Source organism: Ruegeria sp. R14_0, from assembly GCF_017743975.1.
GTDB lineage: Bacteria > Pseudomonadota > Alphaproteobacteria > Rhodobacterales > Rhodobacteraceae > Ruegeria.
Window position 1 is genome coordinate 490752 of the sequence record NZ_JAGHRC010000002.1, and the last position, 25996, is coordinate 516747.

Below are 25996 nucleotides of genomic sequence, written 5' to 3' on the forward strand. Positions count from 1 at the left end.
CGTATTCACAAACAGTGGGAAACAGGGGCCGAAACCAGCGGACCCCTGCCCCGTATTATTCAGACCAACTAATCTGAGTCAGGTCGATCGCTGCTGTCGGCGCATTTGTCCAAAGGCCCTGAACACCGGCCTTGGCGACACCCAGTTTGGCCAGCTGGAACAGGTAGCCATTGACGTAGTCGCTTGAGATCAGGCGTTGTGCCTCACCCATCAGGCGCGTGCGTTCTTCCGGGTCGGTGGTCGAATTCAGCGTGTCCATCAGCGCCTGAAAGTCGGTGCTGTCATACTGAAAATAGTAATCCGGTCGCGCGTAAATCCCGATGTCCATTGGCTCGGTATGACTGACAATGGTCAGGCCAAAATCCTTGCCTTTGAACACGGTTTCCAGCCACTGGGCCCATTCCACGTTGATGATTTCCGCCTGAATCCCGACCTCGGCCAGTTGGGCGGCGACAATCTCTCCACCGCGCCGTGCATAGGATGGCGGCGGCAAGTGCAGCGTTGTATCAAACCCGTCTGCATATCCGGCATCCGCCAGCAGCTTGGCCGCTTTCTTGGGGTCATAGGACGAGTTTCCGGTCAAATCGACATAGGCCGGATTGTGCGGTGCGAAATGCGTGCCGATCGGGGTGCCATAGCCAAACATCGCGCCATCGATAATCGCCTGACGGTCGATGGCATGGGCCAGCGCCTGCCGTACCATGATGTCATCGAAAGGCGGCATCTTGTTGTTTGTCGACAGAATGGTTTCCCCTTCGGTCGAGCCGACCAGCACCTGAAACCGCGGATCGGCCTCGAATTGCGGCAGGTTCTCGGGTGCCGGAAAGTTGTCAAACACATCGATATCCTCAGCCATCATGGCAGCAAAGGCTGCCGTCGGGTCCGAGATGAATTTGAACGTTGCAGTCTCTAACGCAGGCTGATCACCCCAATAGTCCGGGTTGCGGTTCAGCGTGATGCTGTCGCCCTGAACCCATTCGCCAAAGGTAAAGGCGCCGGTTCCCACCGGGTTAGTTTTGATGTTCTCGATGCTCTCGGATGCGACAATGACCGCATCGCCCCAGGCCAGGTTGAACAGGAAGTTTCCGTTCGGTTCCGACAAGGTCACTTTGACGGTCAGCGGATCGACCACTTCGACGCTTTCGATTCCGTCAAACAGGGCTTTTTGCGCGTTGGCGCTGTCCTCGGACCGGGCGCGGTCCAGGCTGAACTTGACGTCCTCGGCATCCATGGTGTTGCCGTCGTGGAATGTCACGCCATCGTGCAGCTTAAAGGTATAGACCTTGCCATCGTCGGATATTTCCCAGCTTTCAGCCAGCCCGGGTACAACCGATCCGTCGCCCATAAACCGGGTCAGACCCTCGAAGATATTCGTGTATACCACCGAATCGATTGCCTGCGCCGCAGCGCTGGTCGGATCCAGATGCGGCGGCTCAAGCTGCATCGCGATGGTTATGTCAGATTTGGCCCAGACCTGCGTTGCAAACAGGCTGGCACTGACCGCCAGCACCGAGGCAAAGGATCGAAATACCTGCTTTGTCATCAAAATATCTCCCCACTGAATCAAGGAACCCGGTGATTTTTTGGGTCTTTCTGCACCTAACTTCCCTTTAAACCTTAGGTCATTCAAGGAAATGTTCGCGCAATCGGGGTTTCTATGGCCCGTGGCCATCTGCTATGCCGCGCTGCAACATGACAACCGGAGGAGCGAGAATGAGCGCCACCGCCCGCAAAAAAGCCCCGAACGCCGAGGATATTCGCGCCCGAAAAGGGGGCGAGCCTCTGGTCAGTCTGACTGCCTACACCACGCCGATGGCGCGGTTGATGGATGACCATTGCGATTTTGTGCTGGTGGGCGACAGCGTCGGCATGGTGCTGCACGGGTTGGAATCGACGCTGGGCGTGACGATGGAAATGATGGTGATGCATGGTCAGGCCGTCGCCCGCGGCCTGAGCAAGGCGATGATGGTCATCGATATGCCCTTTGCCAGCTATGAGCATTCTCCGGCCGAGGCCTTCCGCAATGCCGCCCGGCTGATGTCGGAAACCGGTGCGGGTGCAGTCAAGCTGGAAGGCGGCGTGGAAATGGCCGACACCATCCGCTTTCTGGTCAAGCGCGGTATCCCGGTGATGGCGCATATTGGCCTGACACCCCAATCGATCAACACGCTGGGCGGATACAAGGTTCAGGGCCGCGACGAGCAAGCCGAGGCCGTCCTTGCCGATGCCCACGCGGTGGCTGGGGCCGGCGCGTTCTCGGTCGTGCTGGAAAAGGTGCCGCAAGGTCTGGCCGATCAGATCACGGCTGAAATTGCCATCCCAACCATCGGCATCGGCGCTTCGGCAGGATGCGACGGCCAGATTCTGGTCGTGGACGACATGGTTGGCTTTTTCACCGCCTTCAAGCCGAAATTCGTCAAACGTTATGCCGAGCTTGGCCCGTTGGCCGAAACCGCCATCGCCGAATACGCCGCCGAAGTGCGCGCACGCACCTTCCCGGCGAAAGAACATGTCTTTGCCGATCAAGCCCCGGCCAAGGGACCCAAGACATGACCGCTCCAATCCTGCGCCGTCTGGCCGATCTGCGCGCTCTGACCTCAGACTGGCAAAGCACGGGCCAGACGATTGGCGTTGTCCCAACCATGGGTGCGTTGCATCAGGGGCATCTGTCTTTGGTCGAGGCCGCCAAGGCAGGCTGCGACCGGGTGATTGTGACGATCTTCGTGAACCCCAAACAATTCAACAACCCCGAAGATCTGGCCAAGTACCCGCGCACCGAAAACGAAGATGCCCAGAAGCTGGCCCCCTATGGCGTTGACGCGATCTATGTGCCGGAACCCGAAGAGATTTACCCGCAAGGCTTTGCCACCACCGTTTCCGTCGCTGGTCTGACCGACGTGATGGAGGGTGAATTCAGACCCGGTCACTTCGACGGCGTCGCCACAGTCGTGGCCAAGCTGTTCCTGCAAACACAGGCGGATCGAGCCTATTTCGGAGAAAAAGACTATCAGCAACTGATGATCGTGACCCGCATGGCCCGCGATCTGGACATCGGGACCGAGGTTGTTGGGTGCCCCACGGTGCGCGAGCCCTCGGGTCTGGCCATGTCGTCCCGCAACCTGCGTCTGACACCCGAGGGGCTTGAGGTAGCCGCGAACAAAAACCGGATTATGAACGACCTGGCCAGCGCCCTGCAGAACGGTGCAGAGTTCGGCCCCTTGGTGAAACTGGCAGAGGCCGATCTGCTGGCTGCTGGCTTCACCCAAGTCGAGTACATCCAGCTGCGCAGCGCCGAAACGCTGGAACCTCTGACTCATGCCAGCCGCCCTGCCCGCCTGTTTGCTGCAGCCTGGGCAGATGGTGTTCGGCTGATAGACAATATTCCTGTCTGAACGCTCTGGCACGTTTGTCGGTGTTTGCGCTAAAGTCCCGCAAAACATAACGGGAGGGGCACGAGGCGTGACCTATATTCTTGCCATTGATCAGGGCACCACTTCATCGCGGGCCATTCTTTTCGACGCCAACATGCAACGCGCAGGCACCGCGCAGCACGAATTCACGCAGCACTTTCCGCAGGAGGGTTGGGTCGAGCACGATGCCGAGGAAATCTGGGACAGCGTCCTGCGCGTCTGCCGCGAGGTGATGGAGACCACCGGTGTCACCTCCGATCAGATCGCGGGCATTGGTATCACCAACCAGCGGGAAACAACCGTGGTCTGGGACCGCACTACAGGCAAGCCGATCCATAATGCCATTGTCTGGCAGGATCGCCGAACGGCCGAGATCTGCGCACGCTACAAGCAGGCCGGGTGCGAGGATGACGTAACCGCCCAGACCGGGCTGCTGCTGGACCCATATTTTTCCGGCACCAAGGTCAAATGGCTGTTGGATACCGTACCGGGCGCGCGGGAAAAGGCAGACGCCGGAGAGCTGATGTTCGGCACCATCGACAGTTTCCTGATCTGGCGGTTGACCGAAGGGCGCAGCCACGCCACCGACGCCACCAACGCTGCGCGCACCCTGCTGTTCGACATCCACAAAGGGGAATGGAGCGCAGAGATCTGCGATCTTTTGGATGTGCCGATGAACATGCTGCCCGAAGTCCACGATTGCGCCTCGGACTTTGGAAATACGACTCTATTTGGCGGAAATATCCCGATTTTGGGGGTTGCAGGGGACCAACAGGCCGCGACCATCGGTCAGGCATGTTTCCAGCCAGGCATGTTGAAATCTACCTATGGCACCGGTTGCTTTGCACTACTGAACACCGGCGACACGCCTGTCGTCTCGAAAAACCGTTTGCTGACGACGATCGCCTATCAGTTGGACGGCAAACGGACCTACGCGCTGGAGGGGTCGATCTTTGTGGCCGGTGCCGCGGTGCAATGGCTGCGTGATGCCCTGCAAATCATCGAAACCGCCCCGGAAAGTGGTGAGTTGGCCCAGCAGGCCGACCCGAACCAACACGTGGTTCTGGTACCCGCATTCACCGGTCTGGGCGCGCCCTATTGGAAACCCGACTGCCGCGGCGCGGTATTCGGCCTGACCCGCAATTCCGGCCGAGCAGAGTTTGCCAGAGCAACACTGGAAAGCATTGCCTACCAGACCCGCGATCTGTGGCACGCGATGCAGGGCGACTGGAACACCGACACCGATGTCACGCTGCGCGTCGATGGCGGCGCAAGCGCATCAGACTGGGCGATGCAAGGGCTGTCTGACTATCTGGGCGCGGCAGTTGACCGCCCGGTAATGCAGGAAACCACAGCGTTGGGAGCGGCGTGGCTAGCCGGGATGCGCGCGGGTGTCTATCCCGACCAGCAGGGTTTTTCAGAAACCTGGGCATTGGATCGCCGGTTTGAACCGGAGTTATCCGCTGAAGAACGCGACGCCGCCTATGACCGCTGGAAACGCGCAGTTTCGGCAGCGATGGCATTCTAAGACAATGGAAGGATCAGCTGTGATCCTTCATCAACCGCTGCTTTTGGCGTGACCAGTCCCGCTTGGCCTGGGTTTCGCGCTTGTCGTGCAGCTTTTTACCCTTCGCGATGCCGATCTTGAGCTTCGCCCGGCCCTTGTGGTTGAAATACAAAACCAGCGGCACCAGCGTCATACCTTTGCGCTGGGTCGCGTTCCAAAGGTTTGACAACTCCTTGCGCGACACCAGCAACTTACGGCGGCGGCGCTCTTCGTGTTTGAAGACCTTCGCCTGTTCGTAGGGCGCGATATAGCTGTTGATCAGCCACAGCTCTCCGTCATCGACCGAGGCATAGCTTTCGGCAATGTTCGACCCACCTGCACGCAGGGATTTGACCTCGGACCCTTCCAGCACGATGCCGCACTCGATATCCTCTTCGATCGCATAATCGAAGCGGGCACGCCGATTTTCGGCGATGACTTTGTAATTCGGGTCTGTTTTCTGCTTTTGCTTGGCCATGACGCGTTGATTTAGGCGGCTTGAGCGCCCCTTGCAAGCCGAAGCCGTCAGGACGTGGCCGAGATAATCAGATCGGGGCCGAAAATCGTGTCGGCGTGATTGTGCAGATAGATCTTGAGCCAGGGTGTGAACCGTTCGGGGTAACGCTGCACCTCGGCCAGAAGATCGTGATAGTCGATCCAGCGGATATCCATGACTTCTTCTGGATTAGGCTCGATTTTCAACGGGCCACGGACATGGGCCAGAAAGATATCGACCACCTCGTGTTCGATCATGTTGTTGCCCACATCGGCGTGATATTCCAGCCGGTGGCGGTATTCGGGGTAGAGGCCGGTGATGCCCAGTTCTTCGTGCAGACGACGCACGGCGCACTCCGAGGGTGTTTCCCCCCAGTCGGGATGGGTGCAGCAGGTGTTCGCCCACAGACCGGGGGTATGATATTTGCCCAGGGCCCGACGCTGCAGCAAAATCTCGGTGCCGCGCACAACAAAGACCGACACCGCCTTGTGCCGTAGGCCTTTTTCATGCGCTTCCAGCTTGTCCACGGGGGTCAATTCGCCATCAACCCAGGCCGGGATCATGATTCCCATCTGTTGTCTCCTGCTGCCGATCCGTATGTATGGCCGAAGGTTCAAATCTGGCTGAGGCCGGGTCGGCTTGGCTGTACGAAGCCCAGCATGCAATACAAGCAAAGCGACGCGCCTCCAAGGTGGCGCTGATCCGTTTGGTTATCAATCGCACGAAAGGCCGCAGGGGCTGCGGCCTTTTTTTCCTCAACTCTCAAGCAGTGGTGGCGGTGTTACTCGCCCGACACGCTTACGATATAGGCATAGACGTCTTCGGCACCCTTCTTCAGCTTGAAGGTCATCTTGGACTTGGCCGAGGTCTCACCCAGATAGTCTTTCAGGAACGCTTTGGGATCCTGCGCGTAGGACACGAAGGTTTCTTCATCCCAAACCAGACCGTTCTCACCCGCTTCGACGATACTGTCGCCGTATTTGAAGCCTTCGACAGTGCCCGCGGTGCGGCCGGCGATTCCATACAGGTTCGGGCCGGTCTTGCCACCCTTTACGATCACTTCACCTTCGGGGTCGGCAATCAAGTGGCACGACTTGCACTTGTTGAAGGTCTTTTTCCCGGCTTCGGCGTCACCTTCGGCATATGCGGGAAGGGCCAGAAGGCCGACGATTGCAGTCGCGAGGATGCGATTCATAGCTTTGCTCCGATACGAATTGGCTGCACCGAATGGACCGTCGGCGCACAAAAGAGTCAACGCGCAGATTGCCGCGCGGTGACAATCTGCCACCAATCTAAATCGGCGTCTTTATCGAAACTCATGTCCATCGGACCAGCAGGGCAAAAGATCACCCGGCGCAGGTGTGGCCAGGTAGATCGCCCGCGCAATGGCCCGCGCAAGGCAGACAGAGGCCGCGTGACCCAGCAAGCCCAGATCGGACTCGGCCTCAAGCGCGCGGGTGCCTGCGCTGACACCAAACACAAGATCGCCATCGCCCGGTGTATGCGCAGGCACGATGGCGCGCGCGATCCCGTCATGGGCCGCTACTGCCAGCCGCTGGCATTGTGGTTTGGACAGCGCTGCATCGGTGGCCACGATTGCGATCGTCGTGTTGGCCTTGTCGGGTTGCGCCGGACGCATGGCGCTTGCCTTTCGGCTGACGATGCTGCGCCCGAGGCCTGAACTGGAATCAGGCCCTAATCCGCCAAACTCACCCTCTATTTCAAAGGGTGCGGCCCAGAAATGCCGGTCGCCGGGGGTGGTGACACTGCCCATCGGGTTGGCAGCGACCAGTGCGCCGACGGTGATCCCACTGTCCAGCACCAGCGACGCCGATCCCAGCCCGCCCTTGTGCATCGCAGCCAGTGCGCCGGTGCCAGCACCGGCGCTGCCCAGATCGAACTGGTCTGAGGCGTCGTCGAACGCGCGTCGCCCCAGCACGTGATAGGGGTTTTCGACCCATTCTTTCTTGCCGCCATTGAGCAAGTCAAACAGGATCGCACCGGGTACAATGGGGACGACGACATTGCCGATCTGAAACCCGCGCCCATCTGCCCGCAAAGCCTCGGACACGCCAGAACAGGCGTCCAGCCCAAAGGCCGAACCACCAGAAAGCACGATCGCATCAACACGCGACACCGATTTATCGGGGGCCAGCAGGTCCGTTTCGCGCGTCCCGGGCGCGCCGCCCATCACGTGGACCGAGGCCGTAAACGGATCAGCCGCCGTCAACACCGTGGTGCCGGATTTCAGCGATTCGTCCTGCGCATTCCCTACCAATAGGCCGGGGATATCGGTGATCAGATTTCGGGGCCCGGGTGTCATCATTGCCTTTGAGGTTGGGGCCGGAAAGCGCGCAGGCGCGCTGCCTCCGGCGGGGATATTTTTAGCCAGATGAAGAGCGGATCAGATGCAGCGGCCACCGTCGACCTCTAACGCAGCGCCGGTGATCATACTGGCCTCGTCCGAGCACAGGAAACAGGCGGCGTTTGCCATATCCTCGGGGGTTGAGAAACGGCCTAGCGGTATGGTCGAAAGGAACTTGGCCCGAATTTCGGGTGTGTCCTCGCCCATGAAGGATTTGAGCAGCGGCGTTTCGCCTGCGACCGGACATATGGCATTCACGCGGATGCTGCTTGGGGCAAGCTCAACCGCCATGGTTTTGGTGGCGGTAATCATCCAGCCCTTGGATGCATTATACCAGTTCAGGTTCGGGCGAGGCGACAACCCAGCCGTCGATGCGACGTTCAGGATCGCGCCTGCGCCCCGCGCTTTCATGTGCGGTACAAAAGCGCGCGCCGTCAGGTAGACCGATTTCATGTTCACGTTGTAGACGCAGTCAAAATCCTCTTCGCTGACATCCTCAAGCGGGGTCGGCAGATGCGTGACGCCTGCGTTGTTGACCAAGATATCAAGCTGGTCGAAGCGGTCGAATGCGGTATCCGCCATCGCCTGAACAGATGCGCCTTCTGCCACGTCAACCTGATGGGCAAAAGCGTTGGGGCCCAATTGATTGGCCAGAACCTCGGCCGCGTCCCCGTTGATATCGGCAATCATCACGCGAGCGCCTTCGGACAGGAACTTGCGTGCGATGCCAGCGCCAAAGCCCGAAGCGCCGCCTGTAACAATTGCGGTTTTTCCCTCTAACCTCATGGCTTTGTCCTTTTGCAGCTGTGCCAAATCAGAGTAGCGAAGCGCCGTAAAGATGCCAGATCAATCTTCGGACACCTTACCGCGCAGCGCTTTGACATCCGCCCTGGCCTTTTTGGCCGCCAGACGACGCTTGACCGAACCATAGGTCGGTTTGGTTGCGATACGCCGCTTTGGTTTGACCAGAGCGCGCCCGATCAGCTCGGCCAGACGGTTACGGGCAATATCGCGGTTGCGGGCCTGACTGCGGGTTTCGTCGCATTGGATGATGATCGCGCCCTCTTTGGTCCAGCGCCGCCCGGCCAACCGCTTCAGGCGCGCTTTGACCGGATCCGGCAAGGACGGAGAGCGCGCAGCCTCGAACCGCAGCTCGACCGTGGTCGAGACCTTGTTCACGTTCTGCCCGCCGGGTCCGGAAGACCGCACAAAGCTTTCGGTCATTTCCCAGTCCTGCAGGATAATATCATCGGTGATACGCAACATAACGCGACCTTACAGGCCTGATCCGCAAACAAAAAGGGCCGCCCTGGTGGGGCGGCCCTTCGAAAGTACAGGAGGTTGGGTCGGTTAGATCAATCGACCAGCCGGAGCGACCGCTCCGCCAAGGGCTGCCTTAACAGGCTTTCCCCCCGGTTGTTCCAACACCTCTCTCCAATCTCTTTCTCGACACTGGATCACCTCCTTTTCTATCTGTTGCGGTTAACTTGGAGCCTGACACAAGATGCGCCATTCTCAAAGCACTTTTTTTCGCAGGCTGAGCGGTCAACCGCGCAACAATCACCTTGAACGGGATCAGCGCGATCAGGGCCAGCGACAGTTTCACCAACCAATCGGCAAAGGCCAAACTCACCCACAGCGGGGCTTCGGGGCCGGACAGCATGAAGGGCACAGGCTCCCACGCCCAGCTGATGGCTGCATCTGCGTCCGCGCCGAAGATTGTGATCGACGCCGAAAAGGCGATGGTGAAGAACAGCGTGGTGTCCAGGGCCGATCCGACCAGAGTCGAGACCAGCGGCGCGCGCCACCAACGACCGCCGCGCATTGCGTTGAACACGGTAACGTCGGTCAGCTGCGCAATCAGGAACGCGGTGCCCGAGGCAACAGCAACCCGCAGCGGAACAGCGGCATATGTAAAGCCGTCGCCCTGCAGCATGATCTGCGTGCCGATGAGTGAACAGATGATACCGGTGATAAATCCGGCGAAAACCACGCGGCGCGCGGCTTCAACGCCGTAGACGCGGTTCATGATATCGGTGACCAGAAAAGCCACGGGGAAGGTAAAGGCACCCCAGGTCAGGAGGCCATCCAGCAACAGAAACTGGACCAGAATGTTTGAGGCCACGACAATGGCGGCCATGGCAAGGATGCCGGGAAAAAAGCTGCGTTGCATTTTCAGATGCCCGTTTTGACAAGGTAGCGGCGACTTGGCCAAGGGGTCATCCCAAGGCAAGCCGTGCGTTTAGACGTTTGCCGGGCCCCTGTCAATCGGGCAGAAGGTATTCAACCAGCTCGGTCCGCTGAAGTGCCAGAAAGTTGTCATCGGACACCATGGTCGCGCGCAATCTGCCCTGATCGTCGCGCCAGACCGACAATCCTTCGAGGTTGTCATGCGCGCCGGTACCCGTCTGGAACAGGATCTCTTCTTCCTGCGGGGTGTCGCCGCTAATCTGCCACCGCCGCAGGCGCGAACGGAACCCGGTCCAGCCCACATCACGTTCCAGCACGTAGAACCTGCCATCGGGCCCGAAATCTGCACCGACCGGCAGAAACTCATCACGTTGTGGCAGGACAAATGGCGTCGTCCATTTCTGCCCATCCCAGCGATAGACGGGGATGTCTCCTTGGGCCGTGCGGCTCTCCTCGGGCATTGTGTAAAGGCGACCCTGTCGGTCAATCGCAAGAGCCTCGAGCGATCCGTTGGCTTCAAACTCATCAAACGCCTTGGGTCGCGGCAAAACCTGCGCCTTGGCTCCGGGAGAAGCATAGAACGCGATGCGATGGACGCCCTCGAACGACACGAACAGACCGCCGTCCGGCGCAATGGCGAGCCCTTCGGAGTCCCCGGTGGGGCCCGACAAGGGTCGACCGGTACTGGACAGCAGAGGCCAGTGCGCCGTGATCTGCGCACCCGAAAGCTGATCCCCGTCACGCTGAATCTGTGCAGTGACCACGGTGGCCCGATCGCTTAGGGCGGTGATTTTGCTGCCGCCATCCGAGACATGGATGGCCGAGAGCCCGCCGAACCAATCGGCCTGATGGCTCCACGTGACGCGCGAAAGATGGGCGGCCGATTTGTGATCGACCGCCCAGACCGCTCCGGCCACCAAAAGGGCGGCGATCAGTTGGATTGCAGAACTTGTGCGCATTGCTGAGGAAGGTCGGCCAATCGGTATTCCCGTCGTGGTTTAGGTGCAGGCGCGTTTGGATCGGGTGGGGGCGGGTTGAGAATGTTGTTCACCCATTCCTGAGCCTGAGCGCACCCATCCCCCTTTGGCGGAGGATCTTGGTTCACGCACCCTCTGGAGCCCCGCGGACACTTGAGCCGAACGTGGAAATGATAGTGATGCCCCCACCAGGGCCTGATCTTGCGCAGATAGGCGCGATTGCCTTTTTCGTTCTTGCACATTTCGACCTTGGCACCGGGGAAAACGAAAATCCGCGCGACGCGTTTGTCCTTGGCCGCCTGGCGCAGCACCGCGTGGTGTTGTTTGGTCCAGTTCTGGTTGACAAATGCCCCGTTGGACCGACGCAGCGAAATGGACGAGATATTCTCGCGCGCCTTACGGCTGAGGCGCATGTTGTCACCTGGAAGCATCCAGATATCGATATCCAGCCCCAGCTGGTGCGAACGATGGCCCGAGGTCATCGGCCCGCCGCGCGGCTGGCTGATATCCCCGATATAGAGACCATTCCACCCCGGCTGCTTGGCTGCAAACTTGCTGAGGTCCTGAACATAGTCGATCGCCACCGGGTGCCCCCAGTTGCGGTTTCGGGACAACCGCATCGCCTGCCATGTGGGTCCCGTCTCGGGCAGTTGCACCGACCCGGCGGCGCATCCGCGCGAATAACTGCCGAAAGCGGCTGGCTTTTGCTGAGAACTCACTTTCTGCGCCCCGAACAATTGCTTGGCAAGCGGTTGCGCCGTTGCGGTATTGGTCAGGGCTGTCACGGCCAGTATTGCCAAAAAACGTAGTAAAATCATCTGCTCTGATCCCCTTCCGGTTTCACCCAGCGCATCAGGATTAGTCCCAGAATAAACAACAGAACGATGGGTGACACCCCCAGTCTGGCACTGCCGGTTACCGTTGTGGCAATTCCGATCAGCAAAGGGGCCGCAAAAGCGGTGGCGCGACCTGACAAACCATAAAGGCCAAAGCTTTCAACAGGGGCTTCGGGATCGGTATGACGTACCATCATCGAGCGGCTGGCGGACTGCAAAATACCGCCCATCCCGCCGATCAGAACCCCGCAGCCAAAGAACACCAGATCCGGCAGACCGGACCCTTCAGGCAATGAGATTCCAAATATCTGCGTCCGGTCCATCGACACAATGGTCGTGCAGACGAAGATCAAAACCCAGATAGCCACCAAAATCACCGGTTTAGGGCCGTATTTCTTGTCCAGCTTGCCGCCAACCCAGGAAAACGCGGCAGCGGCCAGAACACTGACGATACCAAAGACGCCGATCTTGATCAGGTCCCATTCCAGCACCAGCCGCGCATAAACGCCACCAAAGCTATAAAGCCCGTTCAGCGCGTCGCGGTAGAACATGGACGACCCAAGATACGTGGCCAGGCTTACCCGGTGGCGCAAGTTCGAGATCGACTTGGCCAGCAAGCTCAGCGCCTCACTCAAGCTGCCTTTTTTGTCGGTAGGCGCTTCATCACGAACCCAAAGGAAATAAGGGATCATGAACAGGATGAACCACCCGGCCGTGAACGGCCCCACAAAGCGCGTACCCTGCTGGGTTGCGGCGTCCAACCCGAACATCGGATCCATCCCGATCAAGGTCTTGCCATTGGCCTGCTCGACAAACAGCGCCAACATGATGGCCAGCGAGATCAGACCGCCGAAATACCCGAAGGCAAAACCCGAACCCGAAATCTCACCCACTTCGTTGTCGTCACCCAGATCGGGCAGCTGCGAGTTGATAAAGATCAGCGCGTATTCGGCCCCGACAAAGCCCAGACCGAAAGCCGACAACATCAGCCACATGTTCGACCCGTCCGGCATCGTGTACCACAAGGCGGCGGAACCCACGGCGTACATCACCGAAAAGGCAAAAATCCAGGGAATTCGCCGGCCCGAGACATCGGCCATCGCGCCCAGTAACGGCGCTCCAAAGGCGATGATCAGCCCGGTAATGGTCAGACAGTTGGCCCAGACGGTTTGTGCGCGCGCGGCGGCGGCCTCGGCATCCAATCCTGTTCCGGAAAAGTACCCGGCAGCAACCCCGGCAAAATACGGGCCAAACACAAAGGTCACCAGCAATGTGTGATACGGCTGGCTGGCCCAGTCAAAAAACCACCAGCCCCAGATGCGCTTGCGCTTGGAAATCTCTGCCATGACCGCCCCTGTTTATCGTTGCTTTTATAAGAGTGTTGTTTGCCCCAATTCGCAAGCGTTCTGTTGGAGCGGGCTTGCTCTTTGCCGCTCAGGCGCTTACGTCTCAGCAAACGTGCAAACGGAGTACCCATGCTGTCGCTGATCCAAATCCTTCTGCTGATCCTGGACATTGTCTGGTTCATCATCCTGGCCCATGTGATCATGAGCTGGCTGATCAACTTTCAGGTGCTTAACCTGCATCAACAGCTTGTCGCGCAAATCTGGTATGGGCTGAATCGCTTGTTAGAGCCTATCTATGGCCCCATCCGCCGTATCCTGCCCAATATGGGCGGGCTTGACCTGACCCCACTGGTGGTGCTGATCGGCGTGTACGCGCTGCGGATTATCCTGATCAACAATGTGGGCTATTTCGTCTGAGGCCTTGTTCACCGAATCTTAGTATGTGATTGTCCTGTCTTAAGAGCAGATAAACCTTAAAGCAGGGCCACCCCGCATATGTTCGACGCCGCACCGATGCTGCGAGATGTCTTTGGATTCGACGACTTCCGCCCCGGGCAGGAAGAGATCGTTGATGCCGTGACAGCTGGCGAAAACGTGCTGGCGATTATGCCGACGGGCGGCGGCAAATCCCTGTGTTATCAACTGCCTGCCATGATGCGGGACGGCGTGACGGTGGTGATCTCACCACTGATTGCCCTGATGCGGGATCAGGTACGCGGCTTGCAGGAAGCCGGGGTGGAGGCGGGCGCGCTCACATCCGGCAACACCCCCGAGGAAACCGACGCGGTGTGGGAAGCGCTGGAAGCCGGGCGGCTGAAACTTCTCTACATGGCGCCTGAGCGTCTGGCCGCCGGGTCGGCGCTGGGAATGTTGCGTCGGATCAATGTCAGCCTGATCGCTGTTGATGAGGCCCATTGCGTCAGCCAATGGGGCCACGATTTCCGCCCCGACTATTTGCGCATCGGGGAACTGCGCCGCGCGCTGAACGTGCCCCTGGCCGCTTTCACAGCGACTGCGGATGCCGAAACTCAGGACGAGATTGTCGAGAAGCTGTTCGACGGCACAGCCCCCAACAAGTTCCTGCGCGGGTTCGATCGGCCCAACATTCACCTGGCCTTTGCAGCCAAGGACGGTCCGCGCAAGCAAATCCTCGACTTCGCCGGGGCGCGTAAAGGTCAATCCGGCATTGTCTATTGCGGCACGCGCAATAAAACCGAGGTGCTGGCCCAAGCCTTGCGGGCCGAGGGGCACTCGGCCTGTCACTATCACGGCGGGATGGAAGCCGACGATCGACGCATCGTCGAAACCCGCTTTGCCCGCGAGGACGGCCTGATCGTCGTCGCCACCGTCGCCTTTGGCATGGGGATCGACAAACCCGATATCCGCTGGGTCGCCCACGCGGACCTGCCCAAGTCGATCGAGGCCTACTATCAGGAAATCGGCCGCGCCGGTCGCGACGGCGGCCCCGCTGAAACGCTGACCCTGTTCGGCCCCGACGATATCCGCCTGCGCCGCTCGCAAATCGACGAAGGGCTGGCGCCGCCGGAACGGCGCATGGCGGACCATGCCCGCCTGAACGCTCTGCTCGGGTTGGCCGAGGCGCTGGAATGTCGCCGACAGACCCTTCTTGGGTACTTTGGCGAACAGATCGAACCCTGCGGCAAATGCGATCTGTGCGACACCCCGCCCGAGGTGTTCGACGGCACCACCCCGGTCCGAATGGCCCTGTCTGCAATCCTGCGGACCGAGGAATGGTTCGGCGCGGGTCATCTGATCGACATCCTGCTGGGCAACGAGACCGACAAAATCCGCGCGCGGCGTCACGATGAGTTGTCTACCTATGGCATCGGCAAAGACTGGTCGCGGCCACAATGGCAAGCGATTTTCCGGCAGATGATGGGCCATGATCTGGTTCGCCCTGACCCCGAACGCCACGGCGCGCTGCAAATGACCGAGGCCGCCAAGCCCATCCTGAAGGGCGAGGCGCAGATCAACCTGCGCAAGGACACGCTGCGCAAAGCTGGTCGCCGCCCTGCGGTCAAAATGATGGTGTCCGAGGAAGACGCCCCATTGCTGTCTGCGCTCAAGGCAAAACGACGCGCCCTTGCGGAATCCGCAAGAGTCCCGGCCTATGTCATTTTCCCCGACCGCACGCTGATCGAAATGGCCGAAAAACGCCCCAAAACGCTGGACGACATGGCCCGCATCGGAGGCGTTGGCGCAAAGAAACTGGAACGCTACGGTAATACTTTCCTGGAAGTCATCGCAGGCGAAGTCGAAACCGTACACCCCGCCCGCCGAAAGCTGGCGGGTCGGGATCAGGGTGAAATCTACGACCGTTTGCTCGAAGTGCAGTCGCAGCTGTCACGCGGCCCGGACGGGATCGACAAGCCGCTGACCTGCTCGGCCTCGCAACTGGCCAAGGTTGCGCAGCTTCGGTCGGACGACCCTCGGTCCATGGAAAACGTGCTGGGTGATCGCCGTCACGAAAGGTTTGGGGCCGCCTTTCTGGACGTGCTGCGGCAGACGGACTAAATAACCCGGATCAGGCAAGGAACGAGGGCGGATATGCTGGTAGTGATTTCCCCGGCCAAACGGCTGGACTGGGCAGAGCGGGATGTTGAGGTGACGCAGCCCGACTTTCAGGACGATGCCATCCGCCTGTCAAAGACCGCCCGCAATCTGACGCTCGGCGATCTGAAAAAGCTGATGGACCTGAGCGATGATCTGGCGCGTCTGAACCGCGACCGCTATCGCGCCTTCGCGGATACGCCAGAGGGTGAATTGACCCGCCCCGCCGCGCTGGCCTTCGCGGGCGACACCTATCAGGGGCTTGAGGCTGCCTCGCTGGACGCCGATGAAATGGCCTGGGCCCAGGATCACCTGCGCATTCTGTCGGGTCTTTATGGCGTGCTGCGCCCGTTGGATGCAATTCAGCCCTATCGTCTGGAGATGGGCAGCAAGCTGAAAACCCGTCGCGGAAAGAACCTCTATGAATACTGGCGAGATCAGCTCAGCAAGGCGCTGAACGTACAGGGGGCCGAGATCGGGTCGGATGTGCTGGTGAACTGCGCCAGTCAGGAATATTTCGGTGCTGTTGACCTCAAAGCGTTGAAACTGCGCGTGATCACGCCCGTGTTTATGGAAGACAAAGCCGGTACGCCCAAGATCGTCAGCTTTTTCGCCAAGAAAGCGCGCGGTGCGATGGCGCGCTACGTCATCCAGCACCGCCTGACCGACCCCAAAGGCCTGTTGGATTTCGACAGTGGTGGCTATGAATACCGTCCCGATCTTTCAGAGGAAAACAAACCGGTTTTCGTACGCCCCTATCAGGCCTGATCCAGCATTGATGGGTCGTAGGCGACCAGTTCGACGGTGTTGCCCTCGGGGTCTTCGGTGAATATTCCCCGCCAACCAATCCAGCCGAAATGCTCGACACGATAGGGTTGGCCCAAGCGATCATACCAGCGCATCACGGCTTCTTGCTCTTCGAAGGGCAGAGACAAGGCGATGTGATGCAGGGACGATCCGCCGCCTGTAACCGGTCTCTGCGAACCTGTTGGGTGCAGCCCTGGTCGCGGCGCCGCTGAGTGGTGAAACAGAGCCAGAACTTGAGTGTGGCCACCATAACCCGGTGCGATCTGAAAAAAGGTGATCGCGCTGTTGTGGTCCCCGTTCAGCCGCTTCAGGCCGATTACGTCTTCGTAGAACACCACCATCGCGCCCATATCGGCGCAACGGATGGCGATCTCACCCAAGGCGCGGGGCTGAAATCCACGATCTTCGCTCATGACCTGACCCTAGTCGGGCGAAACACCGGGGGCAACAAGCGGCGCGCAATCCTGTGGCTTATGAGACTGAACCATTTGATGAATTTTCTGTTTCTGCAGCGGTTTGGTCAGATAGTGATCCAGCCCGGCCGACAGGATGCCCTGATCGTCGCCCGCCATCGCATGGGCGGTCAGGGCGACGATGGGAACATGCCGCCCGGTCTCAATCTCGCGCCGCCGGATTTCCCCAGTGGCCTGTTTCCCATCCATTTGGGGCATCGAAATATCCATGAAGATCAGGTCGGGTTCGAATTCGAGATGCGCCTGAACTGCTTCAAGACCGTTTCCTGCAAAGCGCAATTCAATGTTCAGATCCTTGACCATTTTCTTGAGGATCAACTGATTGGTCCGGTTATCTTCGGCCGCAAGAACCCGCATAACGCGTTGGTCCACGTCGGGTGCAGCGGGATCGGTTTGCTCAGTGGGCGTGGCAGCAGGCAACTGCTTCTCGGTTGGCCTCGACTGACCCAGTGCCATCAGGCGCGCGTAAAGCTCGGCCCGTGGGATTGGCTTTTGCAGCACCCCGTCGATCAGATCGCGGGCAGGATGCGCATGGATGACACCGGGGTTGGCCGACATCACCACGACAGGCAGATCACTCCAGCCCCGTTCCTTTAGGGTGACCGCCAGTTCCAGCCCGTCCATGTCTGGCAGATCATGATCACACAGCATCAGATCAACACTGTTGTCCAACGCGGCCAAAGCCTCGCCCCCCGACGCGCAAACGGTAACTTGCGACCCCAACCGCCCCAGTTGTTTGGACAGGATTGCACGATTGGCTGCAAGATCCTCGACGATCATCACGTGGCGCAGGCGACCATCCAGATCCGGCGGCTCGGGCTGGGGACCTTCGGCCGTGGGCAACGAGATCCTGAACCCGAAACATGACCCCTGCCCCGGTTCGCTGTCGACCCATATGGTCCCGCCCATCAGGGTTATCAGACGCTTGGTGATCGCCAACCCCAGGCCTGTCCCTTCAAAAGCGCGGTTTCGTTCGTCTTCGACCTGATTGAATTCGCCAAAAATGTGCCCGATCTTGTCCTTGTCGATGCCGATGCCCGTGTCTTCGATTGCGACGTGCACATCACAGGATTGCGTATCTGGGTTCGGCACTCCGGTGACCCGGATCAGAACATGGCCTTCGGAGGTGAACTTGACCGCGTTACCGACAAGGTTGGTCAGAACCTGCCGCACCCGTCCCGGGTCGCCCACAAACAACGTCGGCAGGAACAGGTCGTAATCCACCAACAACGTCAGCCCCTTGTCGCGCACACTAGGCTGCAGCAGCATTGCAACTTCGAGGATGCAGCGTTCGAAATCAAACTGTTCGGGATGCAACGTCAGCTTGTCGGCTTCGATCTTCGAATAATCCAGAACGTCGTTGATGATCACCAGCAGCGCTTCGCCCGAGTTTCGGATGGTGTTGAGATACAAGCGCTGCTCTTCATCCAGAGGCGTTTCGGACAGCAATTCGGTCATCCCAACGATGCCATTCATAGGCGTTCGGATTTCATGGCTCATGTTCGCCAAAAAGGCGGATTTGGCGCGGTTGGCGGCCTCGGCCCGTTCGCGGGCGGCATTCAGTTCGGCCTCGTGCCGGACAGAGGCCGTGATGTTCAAAGCCAGGCTGACAACGTCGCCACCGTGCCCGCGCTGATCGATCAGCTTGATATAGTGTCCATTCCACAGGCGAATAACCTCGGGCTGCGGGTGCGGTATGGCCCAGCGTTGCAACAACCTTTGTCGCCAATCGCAAGGTGCTTCTGACCCGATATCGACCAGACCTTCGGTGGTCATGATCTCTAGTATCCGCGGATAGGTTACGCCCGGCGCGACCTCTTCCAGCCCTTCAAACACGCTCAGATACGCGGCGTTGGCCCCGATAAGGCGGCTGTCTTCATCAAAAAACGCAAACCCGTCCTGAATGGTCTGGATCGAGTGCCACAAACGGCGCTCGGCCACTTCGATCTTGGCATTGGCGACGGTCAGATCGGATTTGACCTTTTCATTCTCACCGCGAACCGTTTCCACTTCGGCCTGAGTTTCGCCGATGCGCTTGGTCAGAGCCATCGCATGCAGGCCCAGTTTGCGGTTCGCGGCCGACAGTTCGGCCTGTTTCATTTCCAGCAGACGTTCAGCCGCAAGCCGCGCGCGCCGTTCCTGTGCCAGTTTTCCTGCAAGACTCATCTGTGCTGATCCCGGGATACTTTGCGCACAGCATCCGGGTAGAGCGTGAAGAACTGTTTAAACCCATGAATGAAGATCAGAGTAATCGAATTGACCGGCTAGCGGCGACCCTCGCGCAGCCACCCGGCCAGAAGGAAGCCACCAGCCAGCAGCAAGACAAGCCAGGGCGGCAGCAATCCAGCCTGCGTCACGTCACGCGTTTCATAGGCGTCGCGCGGGGTCAGACCGATCCAACCTCGACCGGACGCAGGACGCCCTGCGCGCACGTTGCGGATCGAAGGTAATCCATCCTCCAGACGCACAGCACCGCCGCGCAGTTCTGCCATCACCGGATCCAGTATGTCAGACGTCGCAATCGTACGCTCAAACTCTTTGGGCGCGGCAGGTCCCAGGCCAATAACCGTGGACTGATCCCCTTCTTCAAGGCGGTACAAACCGATTTCAGGCCCGAAATACAACGCTTCAAACCGGCCCGGCGAGACCTCTTCCAGAGTAACCTCCTCGGTTTCGCCGTTCGGGCGGGTCACGGTTACGGGCCCAACCTCATCACCCAGCGTCTGCCGGATAATACGCATCACCTGACCATTGGCTTCGGCCCACAGGGCCTCTTCTTCAAGCTCGGGCTCTTTCATCATCCAGTGCGCCAGCCTGCGCAGCAGCTCCAATTGCGGGCCACCACCTTCAAAGCCACGACTCCAGAGCCAGGCGTGATCCGAGGCCAACAGGGCCACACGGCCTTCGCCCACACGGTTCAGCACCAGCAGCGGGCGTTCATCGACGCCGGTCATCAACACCTCACCCGTGCGGTGGTTGACGTCGATCTGGCGCAGCCACGCGCCCCAATCCTCAGAGTCGCCCAGATCCGTCGTAACCGGATGGCGATGCCCCAGATCGGTGACCATCGGTACAAAGCGTTCCTCGATCACGCGCGCGGTGGGTTGGGCAGGCAGGATAGGTGCCAGCGGAGAGCGGAAGATGCTGTCAGCACTGGCAAAGTCAGGTCCCGCGGCGATCAGAACCGCCCCACCGTCGTTGATGTAATTGGTGACATTGTCCAGATAGATCGCAGGCAGAATGCCACGACGCTTGTAGCGATCAAAAATGATCAGATCAAAGTCATTGATCTTTTCCAGAAACAGCTCGCGCGTTGGGAAGGCAATCAGCGATAGCTCATCCACCGGTACGCCATCCTGTTTCTCGGGGGGGCGCAGAATGGTGAAATGGACCAGATCGACCGAGCTGTCGGATTTCAGAAGGTTCCGCCATGTACGACCGCCCGGATGCGGCTCGCCCGAGACCAGTAGCACGCGCAGCCGGTCGCGCACGCCATTCATCTGGATCAACGCGGTGTTGTTGCGGTCGGTCAACTCGCCCTCGGCTTGCGGAACCGTGAATTGAAGCACGTTGCGCCCGCCATGGGGCAACGTGACGGGCAGCTCGACATCCACACCGATAGGAATCGTGAATTGCTGCGCCTCGCCGCCATCAACCGAAATTTCCAGCGGCGCAGACGTGGCACCGGCAGGGGCGGCACCGCTGTCTTCGACCCGCAGCGTCAGCGTGACGGGTTCGCCGATAATTGCGAATGCGGGCGCATTGCGGACGATCAAGCGGCGATCCCAGTCGGCTTCACGGCCCGTTTGCAACAGATGCATGGGCGCGGGCAGGTCCGGTGCCTGATCAGCGTCATGCACGATGCCGTCCGAGACGACCAGAATACCCGCGATACGAGCGCGCGGCTCTTCGGCCAGTGCCTCGTTCAGGGCCGCCATGACCTGGGTACCTTCATCTCCGTCACCATCGCCGACGCGGATACGACGCAGTTCCGTGTTATCGCGGGATTCTATTTCGACCGCCAGTTCCTCTGCCGCTTGTGCCGTTTGCTCTGCCCGGTCCGACAGGGTTTGGCTGGCGCTTTCATCCTCGATCATCAGGACGATGTCGGTCAGCGGAGCGCGATCTTCGATCTGATAGACAGGACCGGCCAGCGCCGCGATCACGACCAGCGCCGCCAGCGCGCGCAAGGCCCAGCCGGACAACCCCCGCCAGAGCGCCAGAATAACGCCAGCCACCGCAATCGCAGCAACCACAGCCAGAACGGGCCAGGGGATCAGCGGATCAAAGATGACGGTTCCAGTCATTGTCCCAACCTGTCCAGCAGCGCAGGCACGTGCACCTGATCCGATTTATAATTCCCGGTCAGCACGTGCATAACCAGATTGACGCCGAAACGGTTGGCAAGCTCGCGCTGCCGCTCACCGGCATATCCACGGCCCACGGGCAAAAGTGCCTGACCGTTGCGATCAACGGCCCAGGCTGCCCCCCAGTCATTGCCGCCGATCACAACCGGCGTCACGTTGTCATTGAGATTGCGGAACGGCATGCCCTCGATCTGTTCCGCATCCACCGGCGCGGCCTCAACCCAGACCTCGGTACCAGCGTATCGGCCCGGGAAGTCCTGCAGCAGGTAGAAGGCGCGGGTCAGAACATGGTCACCGGGAATGGGCTCTAACGCGGGAATATTCAGCGGCGCTGCGATCTGTTGCAGCTTGCGCCCATTCGGGCTGGCCGCCCCGAACCGCGCGACATCAGCATCACGCGTGTCGAACAGGATCATGCCGCCCGAGCGCAGATAGGCGTTGAGCTTGGCATATGCCTCGTCGGAGGGTTGCGGCTGATTGGGTGAGATCGGCCAGTAGAGCAGAGGAAAGAAGGCAAGCTCATCCCGTTCCAGATCAACGCCGATAGGGTCAGCCGGTTCAACCGAGGTTCGATAGAACAGCGTCTGCGCCAGCCCGCGCATGCCGGCGGCGGCGACGTCGTCAACTTGTGCGTCACCTGTCAGAACATGGGCCAGAACCAATTCCTTGGTCGCGTTCAGCGCAAAATCCGTATCCTCAGGTGTCTGCGCCTGCGCCTCAGGGACCAGAAGCATCGCGCCCAAGGCCACCGCGGCAGCCTTGGCCAACCCAAGCCGTCCGGACAACGCCAGCGAGGCGATCACATCTACCGTCAGCAACAACAAAGCGAGGCTCAGCAGAATGCCCCCGATGGGCGTCTCGGTGCTGATCTCTTGCCCCTTGATCGGCACGTCCGAGGGCCAGACTGCAGGGGTCAGCACGGCCTCATCACTCAGAACGTTGCGCGCCAGTTTCTGTTTGCCGCTTTCATACAATCCCGGTCGCAATTCAGGGCCAATGTCACCCGTTACCAGCTCGACCCCATCGACACCCGCCAGGTTGCCCGCGTCGGACAAGGAACCGAAACCATCCATGACCTGAATCGGCTCCCAAGTGGTGCCCTGCAGCTGCGATTCCTGCCGGGACTTTGCCGCCGAAGCCACCGCGAGCCGGTCCAGCATTTCGACAAACAGGCCGGACAGCGGCAAAGTGGACCATTCAGCATCCGCCGTCACATGGAACAGAACAACCTGCCCCAAACCCAAGGCTTTGCGGGTCACCAATGGCGTACCGTCCGACAGTGAAGCAATGACCCGTTCCGCCAGATTAGGGTCTGGTTGCGCCATGACTTGTGTTGTGACCGTCACGTCGTTCGGAACCTGCAAGCCATAAAAGGGCGAGTTCTCGGGGAACGGTGCAAGACCCTTGGCCTCACCCCAACTCATCGCGCCGCCTACCGAACGTCCGCCGCTGCGCAGGCGTACCGGCAGCAGCGCATCCTCGGCATCACGGCCCAGATCGCTTGCGGCCATGCGCGGACCGGCAAAGCGCAGCAGCAAACCGCCCTGTTCGACCCATTCAACCACCGCCGCCTGTTCCGTCGCTGACAGCTTTGCCACATCGGCCAGCACGATCACATCCGGGTTGGCAGGCAGAACCTCGGTCAGCCCACCGTCAACAAAATCCGCGGTGGGGATCAAAACCTGCGTCAGATAGTGCAGTGGCGACAGCAGCTCGAGACCCTCGCGGTTCAGCGTTCCGGCAATCAGGGCGACCTCGCGTCGCCGCAGGCTGTCATCGGTCAGCGTCACCGCCCCGGCCGAGCGTTGGCCCTGAATTTCGAACCGGGTGATACGAGCCCGCAGCTCTGACGGCAGGGCCAGTTCCACCTGTGCCTCGGTCTCGCCACCGGTGAACTCCATATCTACCGATTGCAGGACGCGCATCGCGCCGGCGGGGTCCCGACCTTGGGCCAGAATCGTGATGCGTTCCGCTGGGCCGGGTTCTGCCCGCTGTGCGGCCAATTGGATCACCCCGTCCTGATAGGTTGCTGGCAGGATTGCAACGGCGGGCGTCGGGGCTTGATACACCGTCACCTCACCGCGCGCGCGCAGATCCGACAGGATCGCATCATGCCCATCGTAGCTGAGGCGATCGCTGAACCAATGGGTATCAAAGCCGCCCTCGACCTGATCCAGGGCTGCAGTCGTTTGATCTATCTGCGCGCCTGTGGGTTGCCACGGCATCGGAGCAAGACCCGGCAAGCGACCCCGCCATGCCTCAGCCGCTTGGAACACGGGTGGTTCGGGCTCGGTCAGGCTCAGAATGGCCACCGTGCGGCCCGCACGTCCGGCCTCGGTCAGTTGCGCGTCGATCTGGTCGAGTGTGGCGGACCAGCGCGTCGCCCCTGCCCAGCTGGCATCCAAAACCAACAGCAAGGGCCCCGATCCGGCTTGGTCGCGTGACGGGTTCAGAACGGGACCCGCCAGCCCTATGATAATCGCCGCAGCTGCCAGCATCCGCAGCAGCAACAACCACCACGGGGTGCGGTCCGAGACACTCTCATCATCCTTCAGCCCCAGTAGCAGCGTCACTGCAGGAAAAAGTCGGCGGATTGGCGCAGGCGGCACGGCGCGCAGGATCAACCACAGGATCGGCAGGGTCAGAAGACCCAGCAACACCCATGGTGCGGTAAAGCCGATACCCGCCAGAACCGTCATCCCGTTCCCCCGTCAAGCGCCCGATAGAGCCACAACAGAGCCGCTTGCGCGCTCTCGCCGGTATGATGAAGCCCCAGCTGCCAGCCCGTTGCACGACACAATTGCGTCAACGCATCCTTTCGTACGGCCAGCCGCTCAAGATAGCGGTCCCGCAGGTCACCGGCTTTGAGGGTTTCGTGACGGACGGACCCACCGACGCTTTCAAAGATCGTGCGCCCGCGATAGGGAAACGTTTCCTCTCCGGGATCGAGAACCTGCAAAACCAGCCCCCGCACACCCCGGTCTGCGGCTTTGGTCAGGGCCAGCTCGACCTCGTCCATTGGGCCGAGAAAATCAGAGATGAATACCGCCCGCGCATGTGGAATCATGGCGCGATGTTCAGGCGGCGCATAGTCACTCTCGGCGTCCTCTGACCAGGCTTGCGCAAGGCGAACAATCTGTGCGTTGCCACGTCGCGGCGGCAGAGTTGTGCCGGTCAGGCCCACGCGCTCTCCTCCGCGCACCAGTAGGATCGCTGTTGCGAGCCCCAGCAAACGGGCGCGATCAGCCTTGGTGGGCAGGTTCTTGTCAGAGGCAAATCGCATCGACGCGCCCTGATCCACCCACAGCATCACTGACTGGGCAATCTGCCATTCGCGTTCGCGGACGAATTGCTGATCGCCCCGCGCCGAACGGCGGTGGTCGATCATCCTGCGGCTGTCCCCGATCTGCGCGGGACGGTATTGCCAGAAATCATCGCCCAACCCTGCACGACGGCGACCGTGATCGCCCAGCAAAACCGTTCCCGCCAAGTGTTCGGCCCGCGCCAAAAGCGGCGGTAGCCGCGACGCCTCGGCTTCGGATCTTTCGCGAAGGGTCAGCGCGGCATTCACGCCGCAGCCTCGGTGCGGACGAGACCGGCGGCTGTGGATTCGATCAGATCGGCCAAGCTGTCACCCCGCGCGCGCGCCGCGAAGTTCAGCGCCATACGGTGGCTGAGAACGGGGCGTGCCATGTCCAGCACATCCTCGGCATTCGGGGCCAGCCGCCCTTGCAGCATGGCCCGCGCGCGCACCGTCATCATCAACGCCTGTGCCGCACGGGGGCCGGGGCCCCAGGCCACGGTCTCGGCGACACGCTCGGATACACCGGCTTCTTCGGGGCGGAAGGCGCGGACCAGATCAAGGATCAGTTCAACGACTGAGTCGCCAACTGGCATCCGGCGCAGCAACACCTGTGCCGCAAGCAGCTCTTGTTTGGTGAAAATCTCGTGCGCATCGTCTTCCTCGACGCCGGTTGTGGCCAGAAGGATATCGCGTTCGGTCTGGCGATCCGGGTATTCCACGTCGATCTGGACAAGGAACCGGTCCAATTGCGCTTCGGGCAGCGGATAGGTGCCTTCCTGCTCGATGGGGTTCTGCGTCGCGAGCACATGGAATGGCTCGCCCAACGAACGGTCCTCACCAGCCACGGTCACCGTGCGTTCCTGCATCGCCTGCAACAGTGCCGACTGTGTACGCGGGCTGGCGCGGTTGATCTCGTCCGCCATCAGCAGCTGGCAGAAGATCGGGCCGGAAATAAACCGGAAGTGACGGCTGCCATCTTCGGCCGTGTCCAGAACCTCGGACCCCAGAATGTCAGCGGGCATCAGATCCGGCGTGAATTGAATACGGTTGCCGTGCAGGCCCATCACCGTCGACAGCGTTTCAACCAATCTGGTCTTGCCCAGACCGGGCAAACCGATCAGCAGGGCGTGCCCACCGCACAGCAGCGCGGTCAGGGTCAGGTCCACGACCCTTTCCTGTCCGATAAAGCGGCGGGTGATCGAGGCCTTGGCCTCTTGCAGTTTGGCTTCCAGCGCTTCGATCTCGGACACGAGGTCGGCAGGTTCGGTCATGACTTTCCCTTCCGTGGACTATTATGATTGAAGTGTA

The 25996-nt window shown here is 60.3% G+C and carries 22 protein-coding genes and 1 pseudogene; 6 read left to right on the top strand and 17 right to left on the bottom strand.

Annotated features, from left to right (window positions below; all coding sequences use genetic code 11):
• Nucleotides 1–55: 55 nt before the first annotated feature.
• A complete protein-coding gene (locus J7416_RS08530) occupies nt 56–1543 on the bottom strand; it encodes an ABC transporter substrate-binding protein (RefSeq protein WP_209224292.1) in 1488 nt (495 codons plus the stop codon).
• Between the two features lie 170 nt (nt 1544–1713).
• On the opposite strand from J7416_RS08530, the gene panB reads away from it, so the two are divergent.
• From panB to glpK, 3 genes are all read left to right on the top strand, one after another.
• Entirely contained in the window at nt 1714–2553 is an 840-nt protein-coding gene (gene panB, locus J7416_RS08535) for a 3-methyl-2-oxobutanoate hydroxymethyltransferase (protein ID WP_209224293.1), read from the top strand.
• Nucleotides 2550–3392: a pantoate--beta-alanine ligase gene (gene panC, locus J7416_RS08540; RefSeq protein ID WP_209224294.1), complete on the top strand. Its 843-nt coding sequence runs from the start codon at nt 2550–2552 to the stop codon at nt 3390–3392. The genes panB and panC overlap by 4 nt, the downstream gene beginning before the upstream one ends.
• 67 nt (nt 3393–3459) lie before the next feature.
• Nucleotides 3460–4938: a glycerol kinase GlpK gene (gene glpK, locus J7416_RS08545; protein WP_209224295.1), complete on the top strand. Its 1479-nt coding sequence runs from the start codon at nt 3460–3462 to the stop codon at nt 4936–4938.
• A 13-nt stretch (nt 4939–4951) separates the two neighbouring features.
• On the opposite strand, the gene smpB is transcribed toward glpK, so the two are convergent.
• The 10 genes and pseudogenes from smpB to J7416_RS08595 form a co-directional block, all read right to left on the bottom strand.
• A complete protein-coding gene (smpB, locus tag J7416_RS08550; RefSeq protein WP_170382128.1) occupies nt 4952–5434 on the bottom strand; it encodes an SsrA-binding protein SmpB in 483 nt (160 codons plus the stop codon).
• 47 nt (nt 5435–5481) lie between these two features.
• Entirely contained in the window at nt 5482–6024 is a 543-nt protein-coding gene (gene idi, locus J7416_RS08555) for an isopentenyl-diphosphate Delta-isomerase (RefSeq protein ID WP_209224296.1), read from the bottom strand.
• A 209-nt stretch (nt 6025–6233) separates the two neighbouring features.
• Nucleotides 6234–6647: a cytochrome C gene (locus J7416_RS08560; protein ID WP_209224297.1), complete on the bottom strand. Its 414-nt coding sequence runs from the start codon at nt 6645–6647 to the stop codon at nt 6234–6236.
• A 111-nt stretch (nt 6648–6758) separates the two neighbouring features.
• Entirely contained in the window at nt 6759–7775 is a 1017-nt protein-coding gene (locus J7416_RS08565; RefSeq protein WP_209224298.1) for a P1 family peptidase, read from the bottom strand.
• An 81-nt stretch (nt 7776–7856) separates the two neighbouring features.
• Nucleotides 7857–8603, bottom strand: a complete 747-nt coding sequence (locus tag J7416_RS08570) for an SDR family oxidoreductase (protein WP_209224299.1) — start codon at nt 8601–8603, stop codon at nt 7857–7859.
• A 60-nt stretch (nt 8604–8663) separates the two neighbouring features.
• The gene (gene arfB, locus J7416_RS08575; protein ID WP_209224300.1) at nt 8664–9083 is read right to left on the bottom strand and encodes an alternative ribosome rescue aminoacyl-tRNA hydrolase ArfB; all 420 of its coding nucleotides are present in this window, start codon (nt 9081–9083) and stop codon (nt 8664–8666) included.
• Between the two features lie 265 nt (nt 9084–9348).
• Nucleotides 9349–9990, bottom strand: a pseudogene (locus tag J7416_RS08580) (queuosine precursor transporter); the annotation flags it as partial.
• Nucleotides 9991–10081: 91 nt separating this feature from the next.
• The gene (locus J7416_RS08585; protein WP_209224301.1) at nt 10082–10966 is read right to left on the bottom strand and encodes an esterase-like activity of phytase family protein; all 885 of its coding nucleotides are present in this window, start codon (nt 10964–10966) and stop codon (nt 10082–10084) included.
• Entirely contained in the window at nt 10939–11802 is an 864-nt protein-coding gene (gene mepA / locus J7416_RS08590; RefSeq protein WP_209224302.1) for a penicillin-insensitive murein endopeptidase, read from the bottom strand. The genes J7416_RS08585 and mepA overlap by 28 nt, the downstream gene beginning before the upstream one ends.
• Complete coding sequence (locus tag J7416_RS08595; protein ID WP_209224303.1) at nt 11799–13166, bottom strand: MFS transporter; 1368 nt, start codon at nt 13164–13166, stop codon at nt 11799–11801. Before J7416_RS08595 ends, mepA begins: the two co-directional genes overlap by 4 nt.
• A 129-nt stretch (nt 13167–13295) precedes the next feature.
• On the opposite strand from J7416_RS08595, the gene J7416_RS08600 reads away from it, so the two are divergent.
• The 3 genes from J7416_RS08600 (at nt 13296) to yaaA (ending at nt 16505) form a co-directional block, all read left to right on the top strand.
• Complete coding sequence (locus tag J7416_RS08600) at nt 13296–13583, top strand: YggT family protein (RefSeq protein ID WP_209224304.1); 288 nt, start codon at nt 13296–13298, stop codon at nt 13581–13583.
• Between the two features lie 78 nt (nt 13584–13661).
• Nucleotides 13662–15701 (top strand): DNA helicase RecQ, encoded by a 2040-nt coding sequence (recQ, locus tag J7416_RS08605; protein ID WP_209224305.1) that lies wholly within the window; start codon nt 13662–13664, stop codon nt 15699–15701.
• A 33-nt stretch (nt 15702–15734) separates the two neighbouring features.
• Nucleotides 15735–16505, top strand: a complete 771-nt coding sequence (gene yaaA / locus J7416_RS08610) for a peroxide stress protein YaaA (RefSeq protein ID WP_209224306.1) — start codon at nt 15735–15737, stop codon at nt 16503–16505.
• Here yaaA and J7416_RS08615 read toward each other — a convergent pair.
• From J7416_RS08615 to J7416_RS08640, 6 genes are all read right to left on the bottom strand, one after another.
• The gene (locus J7416_RS08615; RefSeq protein WP_209224307.1) at nt 16496–16957 is read right to left on the bottom strand and encodes a VOC family protein; all 462 of its coding nucleotides are present in this window, start codon (nt 16955–16957) and stop codon (nt 16496–16498) included. The two genes, yaaA and J7416_RS08615, sit on opposite strands and share 10 nt — an antisense overlap.
• A 9-nt stretch (nt 16958–16966) precedes the next feature.
• Nucleotides 16967–19183, bottom strand: a complete 2217-nt coding sequence (locus J7416_RS08620) for a response regulator (RefSeq protein WP_209224308.1) — start codon at nt 19181–19183, stop codon at nt 16967–16969.
• A 98-nt stretch (nt 19184–19281) separates the two neighbouring features.
• The gene (locus J7416_RS08625) at nt 19282–21324 is read right to left on the bottom strand and encodes a hypothetical protein (RefSeq protein ID WP_209224309.1); all 2043 of its coding nucleotides are present in this window, start codon (nt 21322–21324) and stop codon (nt 19282–19284) included.
• Nucleotides 21321–24083 (bottom strand): DUF4159 domain-containing protein, encoded by a 2763-nt coding sequence (locus tag J7416_RS08630; protein WP_209224310.1) that lies wholly within the window; start codon nt 24081–24083, stop codon nt 21321–21323. Before J7416_RS08630 ends, J7416_RS08625 begins: the two co-directional genes overlap by 4 nt.
• On the bottom strand, nt 24080–24955 hold the full coding sequence (locus tag J7416_RS08635; protein WP_209224311.1) for a DUF58 domain-containing protein: 876 nt from the start codon (nt 24953–24955) through the stop codon (nt 24080–24082). Before J7416_RS08635 ends, J7416_RS08630 begins: the two co-directional genes overlap by 4 nt.
• Entirely contained in the window at nt 24952–25959 is a 1008-nt protein-coding gene (locus J7416_RS08640) for a MoxR family ATPase (protein WP_209224312.1), read from the bottom strand. Before J7416_RS08640 ends, J7416_RS08635 begins: the two co-directional genes overlap by 4 nt.
• Between the last annotated feature and the right edge of the window lie 37 nt (nt 25960–25996).